The sequence below is a fragment of the Bradyrhizobium sp. F1.13.3 genome (assembly GCF_040548265.1).
In the GTDB taxonomy this organism is placed as follows: domain Bacteria; phylum Pseudomonadota; class Alphaproteobacteria; order Rhizobiales; family Xanthobacteraceae; genus Bradyrhizobium.
Window position 1 is genome coordinate 125,673 of the sequence record NZ_JBEPRI010000013.1, and the last position, 20,403, is coordinate 146,075.

Here is a 20,403-nt window from a genome sequence, read left to right on the forward strand (position 1 = left end):
TTGCGGGTCGCTCATTCGTCATGTTCAGGCCCAATTGACAAAAGAACATATAGAGAACATTATCCGCCATTCAGGTCAAGCAGTTGGAGTCAGGCCATGGCTGAAGTCACCTTTTTTGTCGCGCTGCCGTTCGTCGCCGCCGATGACGGCGTTGCTGCTGGCGAGCCGATGGAATGCTTCAATCCAAACGCTGCTGTAATGCGCGCTGAGGCGTTATCTCGTAAAGAAGGTCACGTCGGCGCAGTCGCCTTTAGCCGTACCGGCGACCCTTCTACTGGCGATTTCAGTGACGCCAAGGTGAGCAGAAAATCCCGCGACGTACCGGCATGAAAAAGTGAGTATCACTTCGTCGCTGGCTCTCGCCGTGCCCATGCGCGCGAGCGGCCATTCCGGCACGCGCCTTCAAAATAGCTGGAGATCACCGCGCCACCGAACAGCCGAATCAGTTTCGAACAAGAATGATCATTGTAATCGGGACGCTTGCGTAGTTCCATGGGCAGTGGATTCGCGGAGGCTGCATGAAGCGCGAGCAAATTTTCAAGCTGGCAATTGAAGACTTCGGCGATTTGCTGAACACAGTTTTGTCGCCAGCAAACGCGATTAAAGTCCCGGAGCTGCTCCAGGGGCGCGACAAGCAATTGCTTGAGCTCCGGCAGGCCCTCACCGCGCGTGGCAGGCACGTCTTCATTCACGGGTTCCGCGGCGTCGGCAAGACATCACTGGGCTACACGGCCGCCAACATCATTCAGTCGTCTGACAATAAGCCGCTTTACGTCCAATGTGCGCCTGATGGCACATTGCTTCAGCTTATCCACGACGTGCTGAAGCAGGCTATGCCGAATAACCCTCTCGAACTCAAGAAGATGGTCGAGAGAAATGGCAGTGGCAGTCTCGGCATCGGCAAGTTCACGATTTCCGCTGGTATGCGGCAGACAATCGAACAGGGGAAAATTCCCAAGCCAGAATCCATCAACGACGCCGTTGAATTGATTTGCTTCGTCATGGAAAGGCACAGCAAGCGGCCAGTACTAATTATCGACGAATTCGATTATCTTCCGCATGCAGAGCATATCAACGTAGACCTTTTCATCAAGAAGCTAGCCGAGGTCGATAATCTTCCATTGAAGGTGATCATCTGCGGCGTCGGCGAAACTCTTGAGAGCTTATTTTCCGCGCACCTATCAACCTATCGATACTTTCACACCATCAAACTCGACCGGCTCGAGCTGGATAACTGCTACGCAATCATCCAGAAGGCTGCCGAAGCCTTGGATGTGGCACTGGACGAAACCACTATGTGGCGTATATCCCGCATCAGCGACGGATTTCCCCATTTCGTTCATTTGATTTGCGAAAAAGTCTTCTGGGCAATGTACAACGATCCGGCGAAAGAGTGGATCGACGTCGGCCAAATTAAGCTCAGTCACTATCGGCAAGGCGCTCTCGCCGCCGTGGCGGCGGCAAACGAAGAATTGCGCAAGGGTTACGAAGCGGCTGTTCGGAGCACCTCGCCGAGCGCCGAAGTGATATTATATTCCGCGGCAGATGGCCACGAGTTGCAGCGCACTCCGCTGGATATGTACAATTCGTATCTGCGGATTGTCTCCGACAATTTGAACCTGGCCGAACCCGCGAAGAAGGGCGAGCCTAAACCTACGGTCCTGTCGGAGGCGCAATTTCGGGGCCGAATGTACTACCTTTGCCGGGAGAATTTCGGCAAGATTTTGCGGACCAACGGCAAAGGCTGGTACGAGTTCAGCGAAAAGATGATGCGCGGTTACGCGCGCCTGAAGGCCGAAGCGCGCGGCGTTGAACTCTTCCCTGACCACCCTCTTGAAAAGAAAAAGATGCCAACCGTCCAGACATCACACCGACTCGTCGAATTCCTTGTTCACAATCAAGAAAGCGGAAAATAGAAGCGCGGTACGATTCTCTGAAATTCTAGAAAGGCTTTTTCGGGGATTGGAAGCACAGCGACGTGCTCGGCTTCGTTGAACAGGGTCCCTTTATAATGATCATTCAAACCGATGCGGGCTGTCGTATCGTCTTTGCCCAATTCGAAAGGAAGCGCTGACTCCGACGCTGGTGAGACGACGAAACTGGTATACTATTTATCACGGCCAGTTTGAATGACGCGTTGCTCCGAGATGGTCAGTCGGCTATCAGCTCGATCAAGTCCCCACCGCCGGATCGCATAGAACAGCAGCGCCTGACGCACGCGGACTGTAAGGGCATTTCTCTTGAATCCGTACTCGCGCCGTATCGCGGCAGCGTGCGTTGCGCCAAGGGTCGCAGCAGGGACCAAGTCTAGTTCAACAACGTTGCTCCATTCGTTATCAGGTGGGAGTTCACCTGCATCCCGTTGCATAAGAGTTTTCCCACTTCCGGCGGCCGCCATTCTAGTAAGGACAAAATCGCGATAGTCCTCATGTAAAAAGCAGTAGGAACGGGCGTGCCAACGAAGACCATCTGATGCCAAAGCGTGAGGCGCGATCCACCGCACCTTAGGATCCGCATCGGTCATGGACTGATAGCCGATCTGTAAAGCCTGCTTGTTCCGGATCGCCCGGTAAATTTGTGCCAACATCTGCACGTCAGTATGCCGTCCGAGTGTCGGGACAATATCGATTTGATGGGTATCCATCCGGTTCTCGCGAAGCCAATCCTCAGGTGAAGGGCGCCCGAAAACGGGTATGAATTGGTGGGTTGCCTCATAGCGCTTTGCGCGAGTGTCATACGTAACCGATCTAGCATTTGCAGATTCGAGATACTTTCTGAGATCAAGCGCCGCCTGAGCGGGAGAGATTTGAAACTTCTCGATCAGATCGATTCGGTTAGCTCGTCCCTCCCAAAATAATAGGCTGTCGAGGTATTTGAGCCTCGTTTCTTGGGCGAATCGGGGGCTGTCTACGGGCATACGGAAATCCTAATTGACACTTCCGGTTTGTCCATCTAAAAACTAGATGGGCAGCACTGGGGGGTAAAATGCGGATTCTGCACACGGCGGACTGGCATTTAGGGCGGGTCTTCTTTCAAGAGAGCCTCCTGGATGACCAGGCTCACCTTCTGGAACAGGTGATGCGCGGGTTGAAGGAGGCTGATGCGGATGTCTTGATCATCGCTGGAGACATCTTTGATAGGCCAAATCCAAAGCGTGAGGCGATAGCGCTCTTCGACGACTTCCTCACGCAGGTTTACCGCGATACTGACACGGCAATCGTTGCTATCGCCGGTAACCACGACGCCCCTGAGCGTGTGGCATTCGGGCGAGGTCTACAAGACGCCAAGCGCGTCTTGATACGTGGTCCACTAGAATTCAGCTCCAAACCGCTCGTCCTCGAAGACAAACATGGAGGAGTCGCCTTCTCGGCGTTGCCTTTTGGAGAGGTTTATTCTGCTCGTTCAATCTTTAATGATCAGACCATTGCCGAGCCGTCAGATGTATTGATAGCGCAGCTTAGGTCGGCAAGAGCCTCCGTGCCAGCGAATTGTCGTTGGGTCGTTGCGGCTCATGCGTTCGTTGCAGGCAGTACGACAACAGAATCAGAGCGCCCGCTACAACTTGTTGGTGGTGTCGAGACCGTTAGTCCTGCTGTTTTTTCTGACGCTCATTATGTAGCACTTGGGCATCTACATCGTCCCCAGCAGGCTGGACGCAAGCACGTCCGCTACAGCGGCTCGTGCATGGCGTTCGATTTCGACGAAGTGAGCCAGGACAAATCGTTCACCGTTGTTGAACTCGACGGGGATGGAGAAACGTCATTCGAGCAAATCGCTTTGACCCCAAAGCGACAAATCCGGGTGATCGATGGATCGCTCCAAGACCTGATAGCTGCGGGCCAAACGAACCCAACGACCGACTTTGTCAAAGCGCGGTTAAGCGATGAAGGGGCGCTGGTCGATCCGATGGGCCAGCTCCGATCAATCTATCCCAACATCATGCAGCTCGAACGGACGCATCGTCTCTCGTTGGCAGCGGGGGGCGGTATGAAACTTTCTCGCGACATCCATGAGCCGGAGAAACTCATCGCTGCGTTCGCTATGGAAGTGCGGGGGACCGGCCTCAGCGAGGCTGAGGATACGCAGATTCTAACGACGCTCGCGCAGCTACAGGCAGGGGATATTTAATGCGCCCGATCAAACTTACGCTCCAAGCCTTCGGTCCATTCGCCGAACGGCAGGAAATCGATTTTCGTAGCAGCCTAGATCGACGTTTGTTCGGCTTTTACGGTGAGACCGGAGGGGGCAAGACCTCAATCTTGGATGGCCTGTGCTTCGCGCTCTTCGGCGAGTCGTCTGGCTTGGAACGCAGAAGCGAAGACCTGCGCTCCCACCACGTCGGCCCAGAAATCGAGACGGTTGTAGAATTCCTTTTTGAACTTGGCGACAAGCGGTATTTCATTCGACGATTGCCAGAGCAGACGATTAGAGCGCGCCGGGGTAACGGTGAGACAAAGCGACCCCATGCCGCACAACTGTTCGACGCGACCTCAATTGATATTGACGAACGATCCTCGGACAATTGTGGAGACCTCCTCGCAGAGCGTGTGGGCCTAGTCGCAGAGAAAGTCGGCGAAATCCTCGGCTACCAAGCTCCGCAGTTCCGGCAGATCGTCCTCCTGCCACAGGGCCAGTTTCGCGAACTTCTGGTAGCGAAGAGCGACGAGCGGTCTAAAATTCTGCGAAGGCTTTTCGATGTCACTCTCTACGAGCGATTGGTCGAGGCGCTGAAGCAAGAAGGGCAAACATTGGATGCCCAGGTGCGGGAAGCACGCCAGTCCATCGGTGCGCATCTCGCACAGCATGGCGTCACTGAAATCGGCGCTCTTTCCGCCCTGATCGCGACTGGCCAGACGGATAAAGATGCTGCTGAATTGGAGCGCGGACGGCGCGAGGCGGTTAAGAACCAAGCCACGGAAACTCTTCATCTGGCTCGCGGGGTGGCCGAGAAGTTCGCCGAGCAGGTGAATGCGCAAGCGGCGTTGATGTTGTTGAAGTCGGAAGAACACGCGATCTCAGCGCTCGAAACTCGCGCGCGCAGAGCTGATCAAGCTCGGTCGGTAGTCCCGCTAGACAGCAAGCTAAAAGAAAAGACAACTGTGTTACACGACGCAACGCGGCAATTGGAAACGGCCAAATCGAAGCGGACGACCGCTCAAAGCAACTTCGATACGGCATCTACGGCGCTCCAAGCCTCGGTATCGCGCGAGACCGAGCGAGCGGGCTTGGCGCTAGAAGTCACGCGCCTCGTGGAGGTCGAACAGCGCGTAGTTGGCGCTCTTCCGATCCGAGATGAAGCGCTTCGGTTGAAAAAGGTCGAGAATGAAGCCCGTGAGACATTTGACGCTGCCGTCAAAAGCGCGTCGCGGGCCGAAACCGCTCACGAAGCCGCGCGGCAGTCTGAAGCGGCGGCCCACCAGCGCCAAACCCGCATTGCCCAACTGATGGGTCTCGTGGGTGATGCGTCACGAAACGCGGAAGATGCCAAGTCCTACGCATTAGCGAGTGCCGAACTAACCCAGAAGCGAACCGAATTCGCAAAGGCGAGTGAGTTATTAGCGGCGGAAAAGAACGCGCTCGCTGCCTCTGAACAAAGAGTTTTGGATACGGAAGCGGCGCTATCGAAAGTCCAAGCCGTCCATCTCGCTGGCAAACTAGTTGACGGAGAACCTTGCTCAGTCTGCGGATCGCCCGTCCATCCTTCTCCGGCAACCGGCAACGCAGAATCGCAGGGCCTGAACAAGGCATTCGAGGATGCTAGAGTAGCAAAGCAAATTGCAGACCAGAAGGAACGGCAGGCACAATCCCGGTATGTACATGCTAAGGCGCTCTTCGATGCGGCGCAGGCAGGTCTTTCTGCTCGAACGAAGCCGCAACAGACGGCTCAGGAAGCGGGAGCAGTTTTGGCAACTGCACAGTCCGAGCTAACGATACTACGGACCCTGCTAAACGCTGAAGCCGCCATGAAAGACGTAACCGATGCGAACCAGAAATGGATAGACGCGAGGCAAGCCTTAGAACAGGCAAGAACGGCAAAGGATCATGCGGCATCCGCTGCGACTGCATGTGCGCAGAAGCTTGAATCTGCGTTTGATGGTATTCATGAGAGTCTTAGGAGCCAGGAAAACGTAACAACAGCGCGCAAGAATGCGGAGGCAAACTCAAACTCTGCGCGGCAAGTTCACGAGGCGGCAATCACTGCCGAACGGAATGCGCAGCGAGCGCTCGATGTTGCGGGGACCACGCTACAGGAACACATCCGTACACATGAGGCCGCAACAAAAGCCGAAGAGGACGCCAAAGCCGAATTCAGGGGGGCTATTGACGCGCTCGGCTGGTCTGAGGACGATTATACGCAAGCGAAGGCAGATGTCGCTCAGCATGGAACTCTGACACAGCAGGTCCAAACCTTTCGAGCTAAACTCAAATCGTCTCAAGATCGTCTCGAAAGAGCAAACGCCACGGTCGGAGGTCTGGTCCCACCCGATCTCCCGGCACTGACGCGTGCTGCCCAGGAAGCGGCAAATGCCGCCCACGGTGCTCAAGAGCGGCATTTGCAGATCATCGCCAATCTCACTCAGCAAGAAGCTACTGAGAAGCGCTGCAACGAGATCAAACAAGGCATGGAAGACGCGGAAAAACGGTACGCGGTCGTCGGAGAACTAAAAGCGATGACGAACGGCGACAATCAGTTCCGCATGTCGCTCGTGGACTACGCCATCGCGGCAACCTTCGAGGATGTGTTAGAAGCCGCCAACACCCGATTCAGCCGAATGTCGCGTGGTCGCTTTGCGCTGCTGCGACGCACTGAAATGAAGGACGGTCGGAGTCGCGCCGGTCTCGATATTGCGGTGCACGACAGTTTCACGGATCGCTCGCGCGACGCCCATACCCTCTCTGGAGGCGAGAGCTTCATGGCGGCTCTGTCGTTAGCGCTGGGTCTATCAGACGTGGTTCAGCAACGTGCGGGCGGCATCAAGCTCGATGTGATCTTCATCGACGAAGGATTTGGAAGCTTGGATGACCACACTCTCGACAACGCACTTTCCACGCTCCGCGATCTTGTAGGCAATAATCGCGCTGTTGGCGTAATTAGCCACGTCGAGATGGTAAAGCAGCAGATTCAAGCGGGCTTTGAGATTTCTCGCGGATCGCGGGGCAGCCGAGTAAACCAACGGACTATTCAGTAAGAGATGCGGGGTTAGCTGCCTCGAATCGCTCGGGGACTCGTGACCATCTCCGTTTTGGATGAGGATGGCTGGATGGAATATTCCGACATATGTGGAATTAACAAGTTTGTTGAGCGCGATGTTGACATGCTGTTGGCTGAAGAACTGCGTGTAAATGCAGCATTCGGAAAATGGATAATGGATAAGTTTGACGCGGCAGCGGACATGATTTTCCCCGCGGCTCATGTCAACGTTTCTGTTGTAGAAGACGGCAGTGAGGCTGACGTTATCGCAACCTTCAGGACCACATCCAATCTCAACCACCGTCTTTTTGTTGAAAACAAGATAGACGCGATTCTCATGCCCGAACAGCTTGAGCGTTATCTCAGACGAGCGGAGGGTGATCAAAAGCGACAATTGGTATCGGCCTTCTCCATACTGTTTTTTACGCCATCGGCATATTTGAAGACGAAGCTCCCGAATGGGGTGAAGCAGATCAGTTTCGAAGAAGCAGCTCAGGCGCTCGCGTCCCAAGGCGACTTACGATCACAATACCGGGCTTCACTCTTGATGAGAGCGCTGCCAATAAGGACGCTCACCGCTAGAGACGCACATGTCGCCGTGACTGACCCCTTCATTAAGGACTGGTGGGATCAAGTCTATGCGATGCTGGATCGCGAATTTCCCGGCTTCTTCATTCACAAGACTCGCTATCCTCGAAGCGTATACTTTGCCCCAGAAACGCCAGGGCAGGGACGCTACCTTCGTCTGGACTTCAAGGGGCACAAGGGCGAGGTAGACCTTGCGTTCAAGAACATTTCGGTCGCGGCTTTAAGTAAACAAGTCTCTAACATGGACGGTCTTCCTGGCCAAATAGTTGCGAATGGAAAATCCTCCGCAATCCAAATGACCGGACTGGCTCCATTCGTAATCTCCGACGGCTTCGACGTTATCCAAACGAGAGTCTATGCTGCCTATGAGGCAGCTCATACTCTCCTAACTTTTTGGCAACGAAACCGTGTCCAGTTTGACACTCTCGCGCTACAAATCGAAACACGCTCAGAGCCCTAGCGTCTGGAGTATAGTTGGCGACGCGAAAGAATCGGTGGCACTCGTCATGATCTTGAAGAGTTGTGTGCTGCGATCAATCGCCACGCCAAGCAACTTCTTACTGTTTAGCGAAACCGCTTAATATCGACCTAAGGTCAATCAGGGCCCGCCGCACCGAACCGGAAGAGCGAATGGACGAGAAACTTGCGCGAGGACTAGCGCGCGAATTGTTCCGCAACCTGCAGAAGCGGACTTCGTTGGAAACTGATCCTGCCACTCCAATCGTAAGGAAGCTGCTGGAAACCTACGAAGTACACGGTGGCGTTGCTGAATCTAATCTAAGGACATTCGCTGCTGATTTGGAGAATCAATTTCGCAGACTCGATCAAGCGACAGTCTCTTCGAGATTTTTGCGGCATCCAGTCAAAAGTCGAGTGGTCTTGGAGACTGTCCGACCCGGATGCGTTCCAGGTTCTGAGCAGCCTGGAATGATTGCTAGATGCTACTGTTTCGTGTTTCAGCGGAACGTGCTGAAGGTAATTGAGACGGTAAGTCACGTATCAGTCGCTCAACACGCCGTCTTTCGACTGTTTGAGCGAGGGAATATGAAATCCGATTCCATTGTCGAACTCGTCGACAGTATCACTCTTTGGGTGCCCACGTTGCTTTTCACACTGTTTGGCCCGGGCGGGGCGAGAGTGCCCAACAGCGGACCGGTCGTTCTCCCCTTTGCAAGTGGACTGTTGCTCGGAAATACTGGGCGGAATTATCTTGAGGGGCCGCGACAAGGCCCATCTATCACCGACTTTAGGCGAGGAGGAAGAAAGCTCCGCCGTCTAGCCGCTCCATTTGAGCTTGATGAAGGCATACCGACGATTTCGATCAATACGTATGTCAGCAACGACGAATTGTTCGACAACCAGCGACAAATAGTCAAAAAGCTTGTGAATTTTGCAGATCGATATCGCGCCTTAATGACGAAGCTGCGAGCGCTCTGCGCTCTCGGCTATCCAGATCAGGAAGTGATGAAACTGCTAGGCGAGCCAGATTTCGAAGCTTCTGATGTCACGACCTTGCATGAATTGGCCGATCTCATTTGTCGCTTCTTCGAGACCCCGGAATGGAGCATTCACGCAAGAGCGAGCAGCATAAGATCGACACGAACCCCTCAATAAGACCTGGAGTGTGAGTTTGCTATCGCGTTTTTCTCCTTTTTTGATGTCTTCCTCTGAGGCCGATATTCGGGCTGATGTCACTCTCAACTCACGACTGGTACTGGCTCGCTCCGAGAATATGGTTGTCTCATATGCGCCATTCGAAAACCTCGAACCAAGGGCCAAGGTGGTAATTGTAGGGATTACTCCCGGTGAACAACAGGCGCGAAATGGCCTAATCGAGCTACGGCGGCAGTTGCTGGCTGGTTCGGACCTCCCCACGGCGCTCGCTAAGGCCAAGGTGTTCGCCAGCTTTTCGGGCGCAATGCGAGTTAATCTAGTAGCGATGCTAGACCACATCGGGCTTCACAGATGGGTCGGTGTCGATAGCATCTCCGAGCTTTGGGAAGGACGGAGTGAGCTTGTACATTTTACGAGCGCACTTCGGTACCCTGTTTTTGTCGGCGGCAAGAATTACTCCGGTCAGCCGTCCATCACCAAGACACCCATCTTGCTGGACCTCCTTCGGACTTGTTTGCTGGAAGAAGCGTTAGCGCTCGTAGGCGCGATCTGGATACCCCTAGGAACAGTCGCTACAGGAGCTGTCGAGTGGGTAGTCAGGCAGGGGATATTGAAGCCCCAAAATGTACTAGTCGGCCTCCCGCATCCGAGCGGGGCAAGCGCGTGACTCTGGGCGCTAACGGATAAAAGGTAGGGCAACGTCACGTCGAGTCGCAAAGGGCGGATTATCGATGTTCCAAAATGGATGACCGCTATATATTGTTCGCAATCGACAATGCAGTCACTCAAAGGGGACCGAGGTGAAGCAATTTGACTCGAACGACACGTATCTTACCGAAAATTATCGCGCGCGCGAACGTATTCGAGTGAAGACTCTCTATTCACGCAAGAAACATGGATTGTTAGGAGGGTTCTCTAGCTCGACCGAACTCGTTGACTGGTGGATGAATAAAATCGACGAGCAAAACGGTTGTTGCGCCTACTGCGAGACATCGATTGGCCTGATTAACAAACTAATCAACGCGGGCTTGCTCAGAACGAGAACAGTGAACACCGACGGCAAGCGGAGCCCTTGCCTTGAACTTGAGCGTATGAACGCCGAGGGCGGCTACTCTCCGGAGAACTGTGCGCTGATTTGTTACTACTGCAACAATGACAAGTCGTACGTCTATTCGGAAGATGAGTATCGAAAATTCTTTGCACCGGCACGAGCCCGTCACTTCAAGTATCTTGCGCAAAATTTGCCGTCTCGAGCTGGATCAGAAACTGAAGATCGCGTCACTTAATTTTTCGCCACTATGTTTGCAGTTCGAATGTAGTGGCGGCGCGGAGGTTTCGCATGCAGCGCTGGACCATAACGCATCAACTGTTCGATGATGAATCGACGCGCGGATGCGGATACCCGTTGTCATGCGTAGCGGCTGCGCCGACCGGCCAGTTTCCGGATCAAACGCTGATCTGGAGGAGCATGAATCCAAAAGCCTCCGTCAGATCGGGACCGCCGACGCTTCTAATCTCCTAAACTTCGCTCCTAGAAGAAATCTATAAGTCGCCCCATCTGTCTTTTGCCCAGGCCACAATCTGCGCCTCCCTCTTCTCAATCTCCGCGAACTTCCAATCGTCGTTTTGGCATATTTGCTGGACCATACGCAGATTGTGTTGAACGTATAGCGCCTTCTTTTCATCGAATGGAAGGTTTTGGGCTTGTTGATTGAGCGCTATCGGGAGAAGCAAAAGATTGCCGATACGGTTTACATTGGCTTCAATTGATTGCTCCACGCCATCCTCGGATCGCACCATTTTTCCCGCCCAACCGGCAGACGGAGTTTGCGGGAAAATATGCTCGATTGAGTCGATTGCACGCAGCTTCCAGATCTTTGACTTTTCGTTTTCGTCTATCGTGGCGCCGCCCCCTAGAGACCGAGCTAGATACTCTTCGTATGACCAAAGCAAATAGCGACACTCTTCCGCGCGAGCGTAGAAATCTTTGCCTTGGAGCCCATCCGATAGTGCTTTTTCGATTTGATAGTCGGAACCAAGTTCGCGGAGAGCCGCCATGATCTCATTGGGGGTCCGCGTGTTTATGTCCTCGGTAACAATCTTCGCTGCCAATCGAACGTAATCGCCAACTTTGGTGCGAGAATCTTTGTTGCATAATCCAAATATGCGGAAAGTGATCCGTTCCCATTGGTCTAAGAGCTTGCCTCTTTCCTGCTCATTCGCTCCTTTTGCCGATTTGATGGCTACGGCAAGAAGTCTGGCATGCAGTATCTCAGTGACCGGTCCAAGGTGCGGGCTTCCATAAAGTTCGACAAGCTTTCGCGCAACGTCCAAGAGCCGCATCGAGATTTGACGTGGCTTGTCGAACTCCCCGCATTCCTTTCTCAATAGATCCAAAGACTCTTCGGCGGATCGAGGTTTTCCTTGGCCCGGACCATAATACAACGTTGCAGTAATTCTAAGAATCTCGTCGCCAGGAATATCCTCCTTGGCAATCTCGCGATAAACTTCGCTCCAAATCTTTTGAAGCATCTGCATTTCGGCATCTGTTGCTGCCGGACTGCTTCCGAGCTCAAACGTCCTGCCCATTAAGACGCTCTTTGTTTTATCGATCCAATCGACAGCCAGACCACGACTGTTGAGCACTTCGAAAACTGTATAGACAACTCGACTATCTTCCGTGTCAAAAACAACAAAACCAAGGCGCTGAATAAGAAGTCTCAGCAGCGCAACTAAGTCGGCCTCAGACTTGCCCTCGCAAAACTGTTTGCATTCCCGGATCGCCCCCGCAAGATTTCTATCAGAATGAATTTGAATTTCGTCAGCGCTTGGCGCGATGCCGTCGCGAATATAGCGATTAAACAAAAATTCGTTTGCGTTGTTCGTCTGGAGCAAAATCAGATGACCGTCACTCTTTACCAGCGTCTTGGCTAAGTCCTTGCGCGACTCGGAGCTCTCCGGCAACGCCAATTCAATCGATTTGATTAGCAGGATTAGAGTCGTCAGACGCTGTTGACCGTCAACCACGTCATAGACCCGGTATTGGACCATCCCGATATTCTTGGTTTCTTCTGTTTTGTGGCAGACTACCGTTGCCATGAAATGATGCTGATCCTCGCCGCTCGTTGCCAGCTTCCTTAGATCGCCGAAAAGATCGTCACGCTGCCGCTTTTGCCAGCTGTAATAACGTTGATAGTGCGGGATGCGAAAGACTCTATCTGCGAAAAGTGTTTGCAGAACGGCGTATCGCGGTTCAATCATCGGTTTCTCCAAAAGTGGGTAGTTTAACTCGATCTGGCATCTTTATCCGGCTGTCTCTCCGGATGGAAGCGGGAGGAAGGGGATCCAGTCCACCCGGCAGGGGCTCAGGCACTGCGGCGCACAAACTGTTAACACTGGACGCATCGCCTTGGCCCCCGCGCGCCCTTTTGCGTAGTATATGTTGACCCCATGGAGAAAGTCATTTGCGCCGCCGTTCGCGCTTCCAATGGCAAGGTCATTCAAGGTCATCGGCACCATGATGCTATCCGTACCCTTCAAGGCATGTCGGGTTATGAAAGCGAACAGCCATCTGGAAACAACCAAGGCTTCGTTACCTCGACCAACAGGTTCGTAAATCGAGCGGACGCTTACCGATTGCATTTCCCGGATAGTACCGAACCGGGTGAGCTTCAGAGCGACGATTTGTACTAGGCGCGGACCCGTTATTGGCTGCGGTGCATGCGTCCTATTGGCACTTTTCGGACCTCACGCGATTCCCGACTTGAGTCCGGAATGCGGATCAAGGCGGACGCCCACCTACCACTCTGAATCGAAGAGTTGCCGAGCAGCTAAGGTAAGAGGTCGGCCTGGAACGCGGCAAGCTTACCAAGCGCTCAGTGGGAGCCCTTCGCCAGAAGGCGTTGCACATGGGAATAGGACTGGCCACCGATTCCTGCACTCACTTCTGGTGATTGATGACCGTTTTAGAAAAGTTTGCCGATTTGGACATGGCAAATCACGCTTAAGGACGTTCGTGCCCGGGCCGCCTTCGTCCTAGGAAAGAAACCCGACATGTAACAGTATTACGGAAATCACTCTTCTAGTAGGACGTTGGCTGTGACTTCTGCGTCCTGAGATAAGGCATCCGCTCTTGAGGAGAGGAGCTAAAGCGGAATGGTCATTTTCCGCGAGTCCTAGCAACCCAGATGAAAGGGCTTTCATTTCTAGCCTCGTAAGTGCATCAAGTACGAACGCTAACACTGCCGTACAATAGTTGAACCCGAAACGGGACTGTGGGATTCGATGGCCGACCAAACGCTGCAATCGCCATTGCAATCCTATCGCGATGCGGCGCGCACCCAATGTGGCAAAGGTACATATTTCGAGCGTTTCACCGCCGCCTATCAAACTGTTTCAGTGCGTTATCACATCAGTCTCAAAACGATAAATCGTAAGGCCACTGCTGCGACTGGGGATCTGACATGAGTAATGTCAACGTCAAGCGACTGGTCGAGAACATTCGTTCCGGCACGAATGTTTATACCCCTCTTGTCGAACTCATTGTGAATGCGATCCAAGCAATTGATGAGAAGGGTATTGATAATGGCTTGGTGGAAATCGAAGTGCTTCGAAACGGGCAGGCAGACTTGGCCGACCGTCTTGAGGATGTTGATGGCTTTATAGTCAAGGACAATGGCATCGGTTTCACCAAAAGCAATCGAGATGCCTTCGACACCCTCTACACCGAAAGGAAAATAGCGGATGGCGGCAAAGGATTCGGCCGCTTCACTTGCTTGAAGTATTTTGACCGGGTGAAGGTATCTAGCACTTTTTCAGAGGGTGAAAGTTATTACGACCGTTTATTCAAAATGGGAATGGGCCAGGACATCATCATTGACGAGCAGATTTCCCAGTCCCGCGCGCGGAGCACGGGGGCATCGGTCGAGATTTTCAACATCAAGTCGGTCAAATTCCCCGACAAGCGGCTAGAAACTATCAGCCGCGTCGTTGTGGAGCGGTTGCTGCCGTATTTCGTAGACAAGGAACGCCCGTGCCCGCGTGTGGTGATCCGCGATGCCAAGAGTCCCTCCAGCACCGTTTCGCTCAATGACTATCTGGGTAAGTCGGACAGCCAGATTGTCGAAATGAGGGTGGAGAACGGCACATTTACTTTTTCGGCGAACGAGGAGGAAAAGCCATTTCAGGTTCGGGTTTTCAAGTTCTTTGCGCCTAGGACGGCAACTAGCAAGGTCAGCCTTGTCGCGCACAGGCGAGAGGTCACGGATAATGCCCTGCAGTCATACATCCCTGAGTTCGCCGAGGAGTTCTTCGAACCTGGACGGGATCAGGACTTTGCCAAAGGACGGAATTTCGTCATCAAAGCCTACGTGTTTGGCGAGTATCTGAACGATAATGTATCTCTGGAAAGGGGTGAGTTCCGTTTCCAAGCCGATGCCGACTTGCTCACCGGCATATCGCAGAACGAGATTGAACAGAAGGCTGCCGATATCGCACGGTCGGCTGTAGGTTCGGAGATCGCCGAACGGAAGAAGCGCAAGGAGGCGCGCATCGTAGAGTACGTGGAAACACAAGCCCCATGGCATCGCACGCTGAGCGATGAAGTGGATTTCAGCGCCTTGCCGATGAGGCCATCCTTTCAGGATATCGAACTGCACCTTCAGAAAAAGAAATATGAGAAGGAAGTGTCAACCCGAACGCAGGTTGCGGCGGTCCTGAACTCGAAGAATCCTAACGAGCTTGCTGATAAAATCTTGCAACTGATGGAGAACATATCAGACACGAGCAAGAATGATCTCATTCACTATGTCTCGATGCGAAAATGTGTCCTGGACATTTTTTCAAAATCTCTTGAACTAGGCGCAGATGGAAAGCACAAATCAGAAGGAGACGTGCATGACATTATTATGCGCCGCAAGAGAGATTCGAACGAACTCGACTATGGCGAGCACAATCTTTGGATTCTGGACGAAAGGTTAAACTTCTCATCTTATGTCTCGTCCGATAAGCCTATCGGTAAATCAGATGGCGACCGGACTGACATAACCATTTACAATAAGAGGGTTGCGTTTCGAGGCGAGAATGAGGCTAGTAACCCGATTACGATTTTCGAATTCAAGAAGCCGCAGAGGGATAATTTCGCCGACCGGTCGTCCAAGGAAGATCCCGTTCAGCAGATCGTGCGCTACGTCAACCAGATCAGGGACGGGAAGTTCAAGACCTCGACGGGACGGGACATTCTCATAAACAGTACAACCCCATTCTACGGGTATGTGGTTTGCGATTTGAGCGCAAAAGTCAAAAGATGGCTTGAACTTGAGAAAGAGTTTACCCCCATGCCGGATGCGCTGGGATGGTTTCGCTGGTTCGGCAATAACAGCCTCTATATGGAGGTTCTTAGTTGGACAAAACTTCTTCGAGATGCAGAAATGCGAAACAAGGTATTTTTCAACAAGCTTGGGATCGACTAACGTGGCTTGAGTCTGCATACACAGGCGCAATGATTGGATTGTCAGCTCATATCCAGTTGGACGAGGCGGTACGCCGCCTTTGTCCCGATTGACTGGGCGTAAAAGTCAGCCCTCCGTTCGCATAGGTGGCTTTGCCAGGAACTCGTGCAAATTTTGCAGAATCCGTAGTAACTCGTCGAACGTAATCACCACAACGTCCCGCAGATTGTTGCGGTAAAGCTCAAGGGACTTCTTTTCGTCATCCGTTGCAGGGACCCGTCCGGCAATGACTATGCACTGCACGGCGTAAGCAAATATGTCGAAGGCCCTCGATGTTATCTTTTTGTTGTTGATTTCGTTCTGAAGTTGGTGCCGCTGATCCAACACCTGGGTCACCGCGCCAGTTAGCTCTTTTGTCGGAGCATGCACGCCGCCGCGATAAGAGGTCTTCTCAAGGAGAATGGTCTTCGGAGTTTTGATTTCGACCAGTGCTAGATTTCCAAGCATGCCCCGCCTGATGGCGTAGTCTGCGAGCTTGCCGCCACTGCCGTCAAATCTTGTGCCGCCGACCGCGACTTGGTCATGAAATACGATGACTGGCAGATTGAAAGCCAATTGTAGGATGAAAGCGTTACTGTTGAAAAACTCTTGCCAGTGTCGTTCTTGCAGTCCGCTCTGACCTAGCTTTCTATTAAAAAGCTCGATCAACTCCTCAAGCGAGACTAGTTCGATCTCGCGGCGCAAATCCAGCAATTCGGTCGGTTCTTTCTCGATCAGGGTTTTGACCGATTTTTTGACCGTCCTAGCTGCTGCCTTCGCCTCGGCTTCGGGTGATCGCGCCTTGCCAATTAAGGTCTCAGCCAAGATGTCAGCGACAGGGCGTCTAGTGCCATCACCTTGAGGCAATTTGAACGTTGGATCGAGCATTATGTTCAGGTTCGATTCGAGATAGTCTTCCTTTGCTTTGTTGGCGATATCGAGCGCGCGCTTGTGCGCCCGATTGATATCGCGACGGAACTTGCCGAACAGAGAATACGACATCGAGAGCGCGTCGCCCTTGCGCGACACGCCGCTTTCGTTCGACAGGCGCAACGTAGTGATTCCGCCCTGCCGCTGTACAGCCTTGGCGATAAATCGCAGGTCATAGTTGAGCCCGAAGCCCGCTAGGGGCTCCCTGATCAGGCCGACAGGCAAATCTTCGAAATAGATGTGTTCTCCATCGTTGAACGACCCAAGCGGGCTTACCTCCGTGAGGATGATCGTGGTGAGCCTGGAGTATTTTGGATTCAGAAAGTACTTCCCGAAATTCGTATTGATCGGGAACGTCGTTAAGGTCGAAGTTGACGCAATGTACCGTGCCAATGAAATCGGTGCCTTGGGTAGCTCGAAATCTGGATCAGCAATTTTCGCCGATTCGACCGCCTTAGCAGTTAAGTGGAGTTCGAGTTCATAGTCGTCAAAAGAACGGGTCTTACAGACGATCCGCAGGCCGTCGTCCGTGCGCTGGGGCGAAATCCCAGCGTGAACGGTTTGTTCGATGACACGTTGCATTTCAGCAGTGCGCACCGCTTTGTCTGACATAGGTGTTCCCCCTTGAGGATGAACACTATCTCAGCGAAATGCAACTTACCACTGCATCCGGCGGTCAACCGTCATTGTCCTCAGCCGCGGACGGCTGGCTCATTGCCGTTAGCTTTACAGCGCGAGATGTAGCGGCGTGACGTTGGGTAAGAGCCCGTCGTATCCAACTCACCGTTCGCAGACCGATCACGGCAGATTGCTGCCTGGATTACCAAGCCAACTCGATAAGCTTTTCATAGTTTTCTTTCGGCGCGCGACTGAGCCGTTCTGAGGCTCGGGTGGCACTCGCTCATGCACCCGTCCGGGCCACTGGCAAGGGTCTTCGCGCAGCGCGGCATCATCCGTTTATCGAGTCCGGACTTCGTCGCAGCCGTTGCGCAGCAAGACGAAAAGAACATGCCGTGAGACGCGATAAGTTCAGCCCGCAGCCCGCTTTTGGATGCAAGCTTTTGGCGAAACCCTTATCAACGGCCTGACTTGCTCGGCATCCGCGTCTTACCTCTTGAACCAGAGTGTAGCTCACGCCCGGCCCCAAACCTCCGGTCCCACCGCAACATAGCATCGTAAGCAAGCTCTGACACAGATGCCCGGCGTTATATATTGACATGCTAAAAAGCTATACGAAGTGACTTGCAGCGCGCCTGCTCGCTCCTTGACCTCCTACGTTATGAAGTTGCCAAATTGCATGATCCGATCAAAACAAAACGGATACCACGCAGAGCGCTTCTCACTTCGTCGCAACGATTTTTAAAAACCCCTCTCTGAGAAGGCGGTTTGCTACAACTACCTTAGCGCTCTCTGAGATTGGGCCAGGTAAATCCGACACACGAAAAGAGCGGGTAGTATTTGCGATGAAGCGAAATGCCTGCTCTAAACTGCGGGGACCATCGATTGAAGCGGGACGAGATGCAGATCCGATTCCAGGAAATGCAATTCTCGCCACTTTACGGTCCGTAGTTACGAGGCACTTCATCCCAGCCCGCACCTGCACACTTGTCGTCGCCACAGCATCCTCATGGTTAAACATATTCGCCGATTGATCTGGAAGCGCTTCCATGTCGGCGATCAAATGCCGCCATATGGCCACCAACGCATCGTCAACGTCAGCCCGAGTCCCCCCATACGATGACGTCAAGTTGCTAAGATCCGCAATAAACGGAGGCATTTTCTGCGATGGCCAGGCAGCCCTCCGAAGAGAAACATCTCTATCTTCAACCGCCTTGATCATCTCCATCGCAACTTGACTCCAGCTGCATGGCGTAACACCAACCGTAATATGAACCGAATGTCGATTCTCGGTCTCCGCTCGGTGAACTAGACCTCTTGGCAGATACAATAAATCACCCTTCGAGAGCGATAAGCAGGTCGTATCCTGCCCGAAGGTGATTAGAGGTGCACCTTGCTTTTGGGCGTGCCTTTCGCACGGCAAAAGCATCTCGGGCTTATTGGCGACGGTCCACTTCTTCGTACCTTCAATCTGCAGAATGAATACATCATGCCTATCGAAATGTGCGGCGAACCCCGCTGCCGCGTTCGAGGTAATATAAGCATTCACCGATACTTTGGCTCTCAGACCGCCAATCAGGTTCTGCCTTAAGCTGGCCGCAGGTGAACAAAACGAGTCGAGTTGATTTATTACCAGCGTTCCTTTGTTTTCGTATGCATCCAGCAGCCATCGCCGGTATTCGCTTTGAGAGACATATTTGTCAGGATGGATCGCTCTACTCTCGTTGAACACGGAGACAATAGACGACAGACGCGACTTTTGCTGCCAGAGAAATTGATCCACCTCCTCCACTTTGAGTACAGCACTAAATTTCTTCTTGTTCTTGGCCTTGATCAACAATGCCCGCCTCTCGAAGTACTCCTTAAAAAAAACCTTCGTTGAAAACGGCGAGAGCAGCCACTCAAGAGTGAGACTCTGCTCGTTAGGCATTTCCTGGCCCTCGCTCTAGGCTTCGCGACTACTATTCATCACCAAGCATCGACAAAAATGGACAATCTCTTGTCAGCGCTTCGACTTGCACTATCGACCCGCAATGCCGGTACAGCCGAACTCATAAATCGGCTCCTTACAACAGTCGAAAATCCGGCTGTCACCAGCGCATTCTTCAGCGTATCGAAATCGTACCCGAACTTATGACTCCTGCTCAGGTACGCTGGCGCTGAATTTGCGCCAGCGTAGGTGATCAGGTGCTGCAGTGCAGTGCCGCCCTGACCAAATTTTCTCGTAAAGAACACCTGGTCTTTTCGAAAATACGCAGCGATATACTTTCTGATATCGGGCACGACAATCCTCAGAATTCCGTCTTTACGAAGCACTCGCTTTATATCGCGCAACACACCGAGTGCTTCGTCAGGATAGAAGAAATGCTCCAGGACGTGAGCCATGAACACATAGCGCACCGAACCGTCGTCGAACGGTAGCCCCCGAGATATGTTGCACGCAACCTCCGCTGGGAATACGTCAACGTTAATCCATCCCGGGATGCAAGTATCCCGCGCTCCAATATTCAGCCTAATCTCAGCCCCGCGCCCACAGACAGTACGTGACTTTCGATTAATCCGTTGAAGGCTTCGCTCTAAGCCTGACACAAGCGTCGATAGTTGGCCCAAGCTTTCTGCAACAGAGAGATCGCATTCGTGCTCAAACAATTTGAATCCCGAAGGGGATAGAACTTTGATGTCCGTCCCAATGCGATAGATTGCGTCGGAGATAGGCTCAACGAAGTTTCGCAACAGCTCCGCCGAACCCCGTCGTCTTCTCGACGAAGGCGGATACTCAACTAGTATCTTCGCAATACGAAGTTGCGATAGAAAATGGCTGATCTGTGCGCCGTTATACTTCTTCAACACGTCATCAAGCCGTTTCGGCGACGCAAATTCGGATATTATAGCCAAGCCTTCCACGGGCATTTCCAGCAGCTTGCTGGTCTCGCTCAACCGAATCCAAGCTCTTCCTTCTCCAAATTGAACTAC

At 52.9% G+C, this 20,403-nt stretch carries 15 protein-coding genes; 10 read left to right on the forward strand and 5 right to left on the reverse strand.

Going from position 1 to position 20,403, the window contains the following annotated elements:
• Positions 1-96 precede the first annotated feature (96 nt).
• A complete protein-coding gene (locus ABIB66_RS29985; protein ID WP_354256627.1) occupies positions 97-330 on the forward strand; it encodes a hypothetical protein in 234 nt (77 codons plus the stop codon).
• A 188-nt stretch (positions 331-518) separates the two neighbouring features.
• Positions 519-1,916, forward strand: coding sequence for an ATP-binding protein (locus ABIB66_RS29990; protein ID WP_354256630.1), 1,398 nt, complete (start codon positions 519-521; stop codon positions 1,914-1,916).
• 191 nt (positions 1,917-2,107) lie between these two features.
• On the opposite strand, the gene ABIB66_RS29995 is transcribed toward ABIB66_RS29990, so the two are convergent.
• The gene (locus tag ABIB66_RS29995) at positions 2,108-2,917 is read right to left on the reverse strand and encodes a BrxR family helix-turn-helix transcriptional regulator (RefSeq protein ID WP_354256633.1); all 810 of its coding nucleotides are present in this window, start codon (positions 2,915-2,917) and stop codon (positions 2,108-2,110) included.
• Between the two features lie 68 nt (positions 2,918-2,985).
• Between ABIB66_RS29995 and ABIB66_RS30000 the strand changes: the two genes are divergently transcribed.
• The 5 genes from ABIB66_RS30000 to ABIB66_RS30020 all read left to right on the forward strand — a co-directional run bounded on the left by ABIB66_RS30000 (position 2,986) and on the right by ABIB66_RS30020 (position 10,680).
• Positions 2,986-4,128, forward strand: coding sequence for an exonuclease SbcCD subunit D (locus tag ABIB66_RS30000; RefSeq protein ID WP_354256636.1), 1,143 nt, complete (start codon positions 2,986-2,988; stop codon positions 4,126-4,128).
• Entirely contained in the window at positions 4,128-7,190 is a 3,063-nt protein-coding gene (locus tag ABIB66_RS30005; protein WP_354256639.1) for an AAA family ATPase, read from the forward strand. The genes ABIB66_RS30000 and ABIB66_RS30005 overlap by 1 nt, the downstream gene beginning before the upstream one ends.
• Before the next feature lie 72 nt (positions 7,191-7,262).
• Positions 7,263-8,240 (forward strand): hypothetical protein, encoded by a 978-nt coding sequence (locus tag ABIB66_RS30010; protein ID WP_354256642.1) that lies wholly within the window; start codon positions 7,263-7,265, stop codon positions 8,238-8,240.
• A gap of 170 nt (positions 8,241-8,410) precedes the next feature.
• The gene (locus ABIB66_RS30015) at positions 8,411-9,394 is read left to right on the forward strand and encodes a hypothetical protein (protein ID WP_354256645.1); all 984 of its coding nucleotides are present in this window, start codon (positions 8,411-8,413) and stop codon (positions 9,392-9,394) included.
• A gap of 800 nt (positions 9,395-10,194) precedes the next feature.
• Complete coding sequence (locus ABIB66_RS30020) at positions 10,195-10,680, forward strand: hypothetical protein (protein ID WP_354256648.1); 486 nt, start codon at positions 10,195-10,197, stop codon at positions 10,678-10,680.
• Positions 10,681-10,936: 256 nt separating this feature from the next.
• Here the strand turns inward: ABIB66_RS30020 and ABIB66_RS30025 are convergent, their stop codons facing one another.
• Positions 10,937-12,655: a DUF262 domain-containing protein gene (locus ABIB66_RS30025; RefSeq protein ID WP_354256651.1), complete on the reverse strand. Its 1,719-nt coding sequence runs from the start codon at positions 12,653-12,655 to the stop codon at positions 10,937-10,939.
• Between the two features lie 189 nt (positions 12,656-12,844).
• Here ABIB66_RS30025 and ABIB66_RS43670 point away from each other — a divergent pair, with 189 nt between their 5' ends.
• The 3 genes from ABIB66_RS43670 (at position 12,845) to ABIB66_RS30035 (ending at position 15,864) form a co-directional block, all read left to right on the forward strand.
• Positions 12,845-13,087 (forward strand): Y16D family protein, encoded by a 243-nt coding sequence (locus ABIB66_RS43670; protein WP_502918337.1) that lies wholly within the window; start codon positions 12,845-12,847, stop codon positions 13,085-13,087.
• A 591-nt stretch (positions 13,088-13,678) separates the two neighbouring features.
• Complete coding sequence (locus ABIB66_RS30030; protein WP_354256654.1) at positions 13,679-13,861, forward strand: hypothetical protein; 183 nt, start codon at positions 13,679-13,681, stop codon at positions 13,859-13,861.
• A complete protein-coding gene (locus ABIB66_RS30035; protein ID WP_354256656.1) occupies positions 13,858-15,864 on the forward strand; it encodes an ATP-binding protein in 2,007 nt (668 codons plus the stop codon). Before ABIB66_RS30030 ends, ABIB66_RS30035 begins: the two co-directional genes overlap by 4 nt.
• A 105-nt stretch (positions 15,865-15,969) precedes the next feature.
• Here the strand turns inward: ABIB66_RS30035 and ABIB66_RS30040 are convergent, their stop codons facing one another.
• The 3 genes from ABIB66_RS30040 to ABIB66_RS30050 all read right to left on the reverse strand — a co-directional run bounded on the left by ABIB66_RS30040 (position 15,970) and on the right by ABIB66_RS30050 (position 20,367).
• The gene (locus ABIB66_RS30040) at positions 15,970-17,424 is read right to left on the reverse strand and encodes a Shedu immune nuclease family protein (RefSeq protein ID WP_354256659.1); all 1,455 of its coding nucleotides are present in this window, start codon (positions 17,422-17,424) and stop codon (positions 15,970-15,972) included.
• A gap of 727 nt (positions 17,425-18,151) precedes the next feature.
• Positions 18,152-19,360 (reverse strand): JmjC domain-containing protein, encoded by a 1,209-nt coding sequence (locus ABIB66_RS30045; protein ID WP_354256663.1) that lies wholly within the window; start codon positions 19,358-19,360, stop codon positions 18,152-18,154.
• 38 nt (positions 19,361-19,398) lie between these two features.
• Positions 19,399-20,367 carry a class I SAM-dependent methyltransferase gene (locus tag ABIB66_RS30050; protein ID WP_354256667.1) on the reverse strand — a complete coding sequence of 323 codons (969 nt, stop codon included), beginning with the start codon at positions 20,365-20,367 and terminating at the stop codon, positions 19,399-19,401.
• Between the last annotated feature and the right edge of the window lie 36 nt (positions 20,368-20,403).

Coding starts and splice junctions, on each gene's coding strand:
- ABIB66_RS30005 (WP_354256639.1), top strand. CDS start 4,128: ATGCGCCCGATCAAACTTACGCTCCAAGCCTTCGGTCCATTCGCCGAA.
- ABIB66_RS30035 (WP_354256656.1), top strand. CDS start 13,858: ATGAGTAATGTCAACGTCAAGCGACTGGTCGAGAACATTCGTTCCGGC.
- ABIB66_RS30030 (WP_354256654.1), top strand. CDS start 13,679: ATGGCCGACCAAACGCTGCAATCGCCATTGCAATCCTATCGCGATGCG.
- ABIB66_RS30040 (WP_354256659.1), bottom strand. CDS start 17,424: ATGTCAGACAAAGCGGTGCGCACTGCTGAAATGCAACGTGTCATCGAA.
- ABIB66_RS29985 (WP_354256627.1), top strand. CDS start 97: ATGGCTGAAGTCACCTTTTTTGTCGCGCTGCCGTTCGTCGCCGCCGAT.
- ABIB66_RS30045 (WP_354256663.1), bottom strand. CDS start 19,360: ATGCCTAACGAGCAGAGTCTCACTCTTGAGTGGCTGCTCTCGCCGTTT.
- ABIB66_RS29995 (WP_354256633.1), bottom strand. CDS start 2,917: ATGCCCGTAGACAGCCCCCGATTCGCCCAAGAAACGAGGCTCAAATAC.
- ABIB66_RS43670 (WP_502918337.1), top strand. CDS start 12,845: ATGGAGAAAGTCATTTGCGCCGCCGTTCGCGCTTCCAATGGCAAGGTC.
- ABIB66_RS30015 (WP_354256645.1), top strand. CDS start 8,411: ATGGACGAGAAACTTGCGCGAGGACTAGCGCGCGAATTGTTCCGCAAC.
- ABIB66_RS29990 (WP_354256630.1), top strand. CDS start 519: ATGAAGCGCGAGCAAATTTTCAAGCTGGCAATTGAAGACTTCGGCGAT.
- ABIB66_RS30025 (WP_354256651.1), bottom strand. CDS start 12,655: ATGATTGAACCGCGATACGCCGTTCTGCAAACACTTTTCGCAGATAGA.
- ABIB66_RS30010 (WP_354256642.1), top strand. CDS start 7,263: ATGGAATATTCCGACATATGTGGAATTAACAAGTTTGTTGAGCGCGAT.
- ABIB66_RS30000 (WP_354256636.1), top strand. CDS start 2,986: ATGCGGATTCTGCACACGGCGGACTGGCATTTAGGGCGGGTCTTCTTT.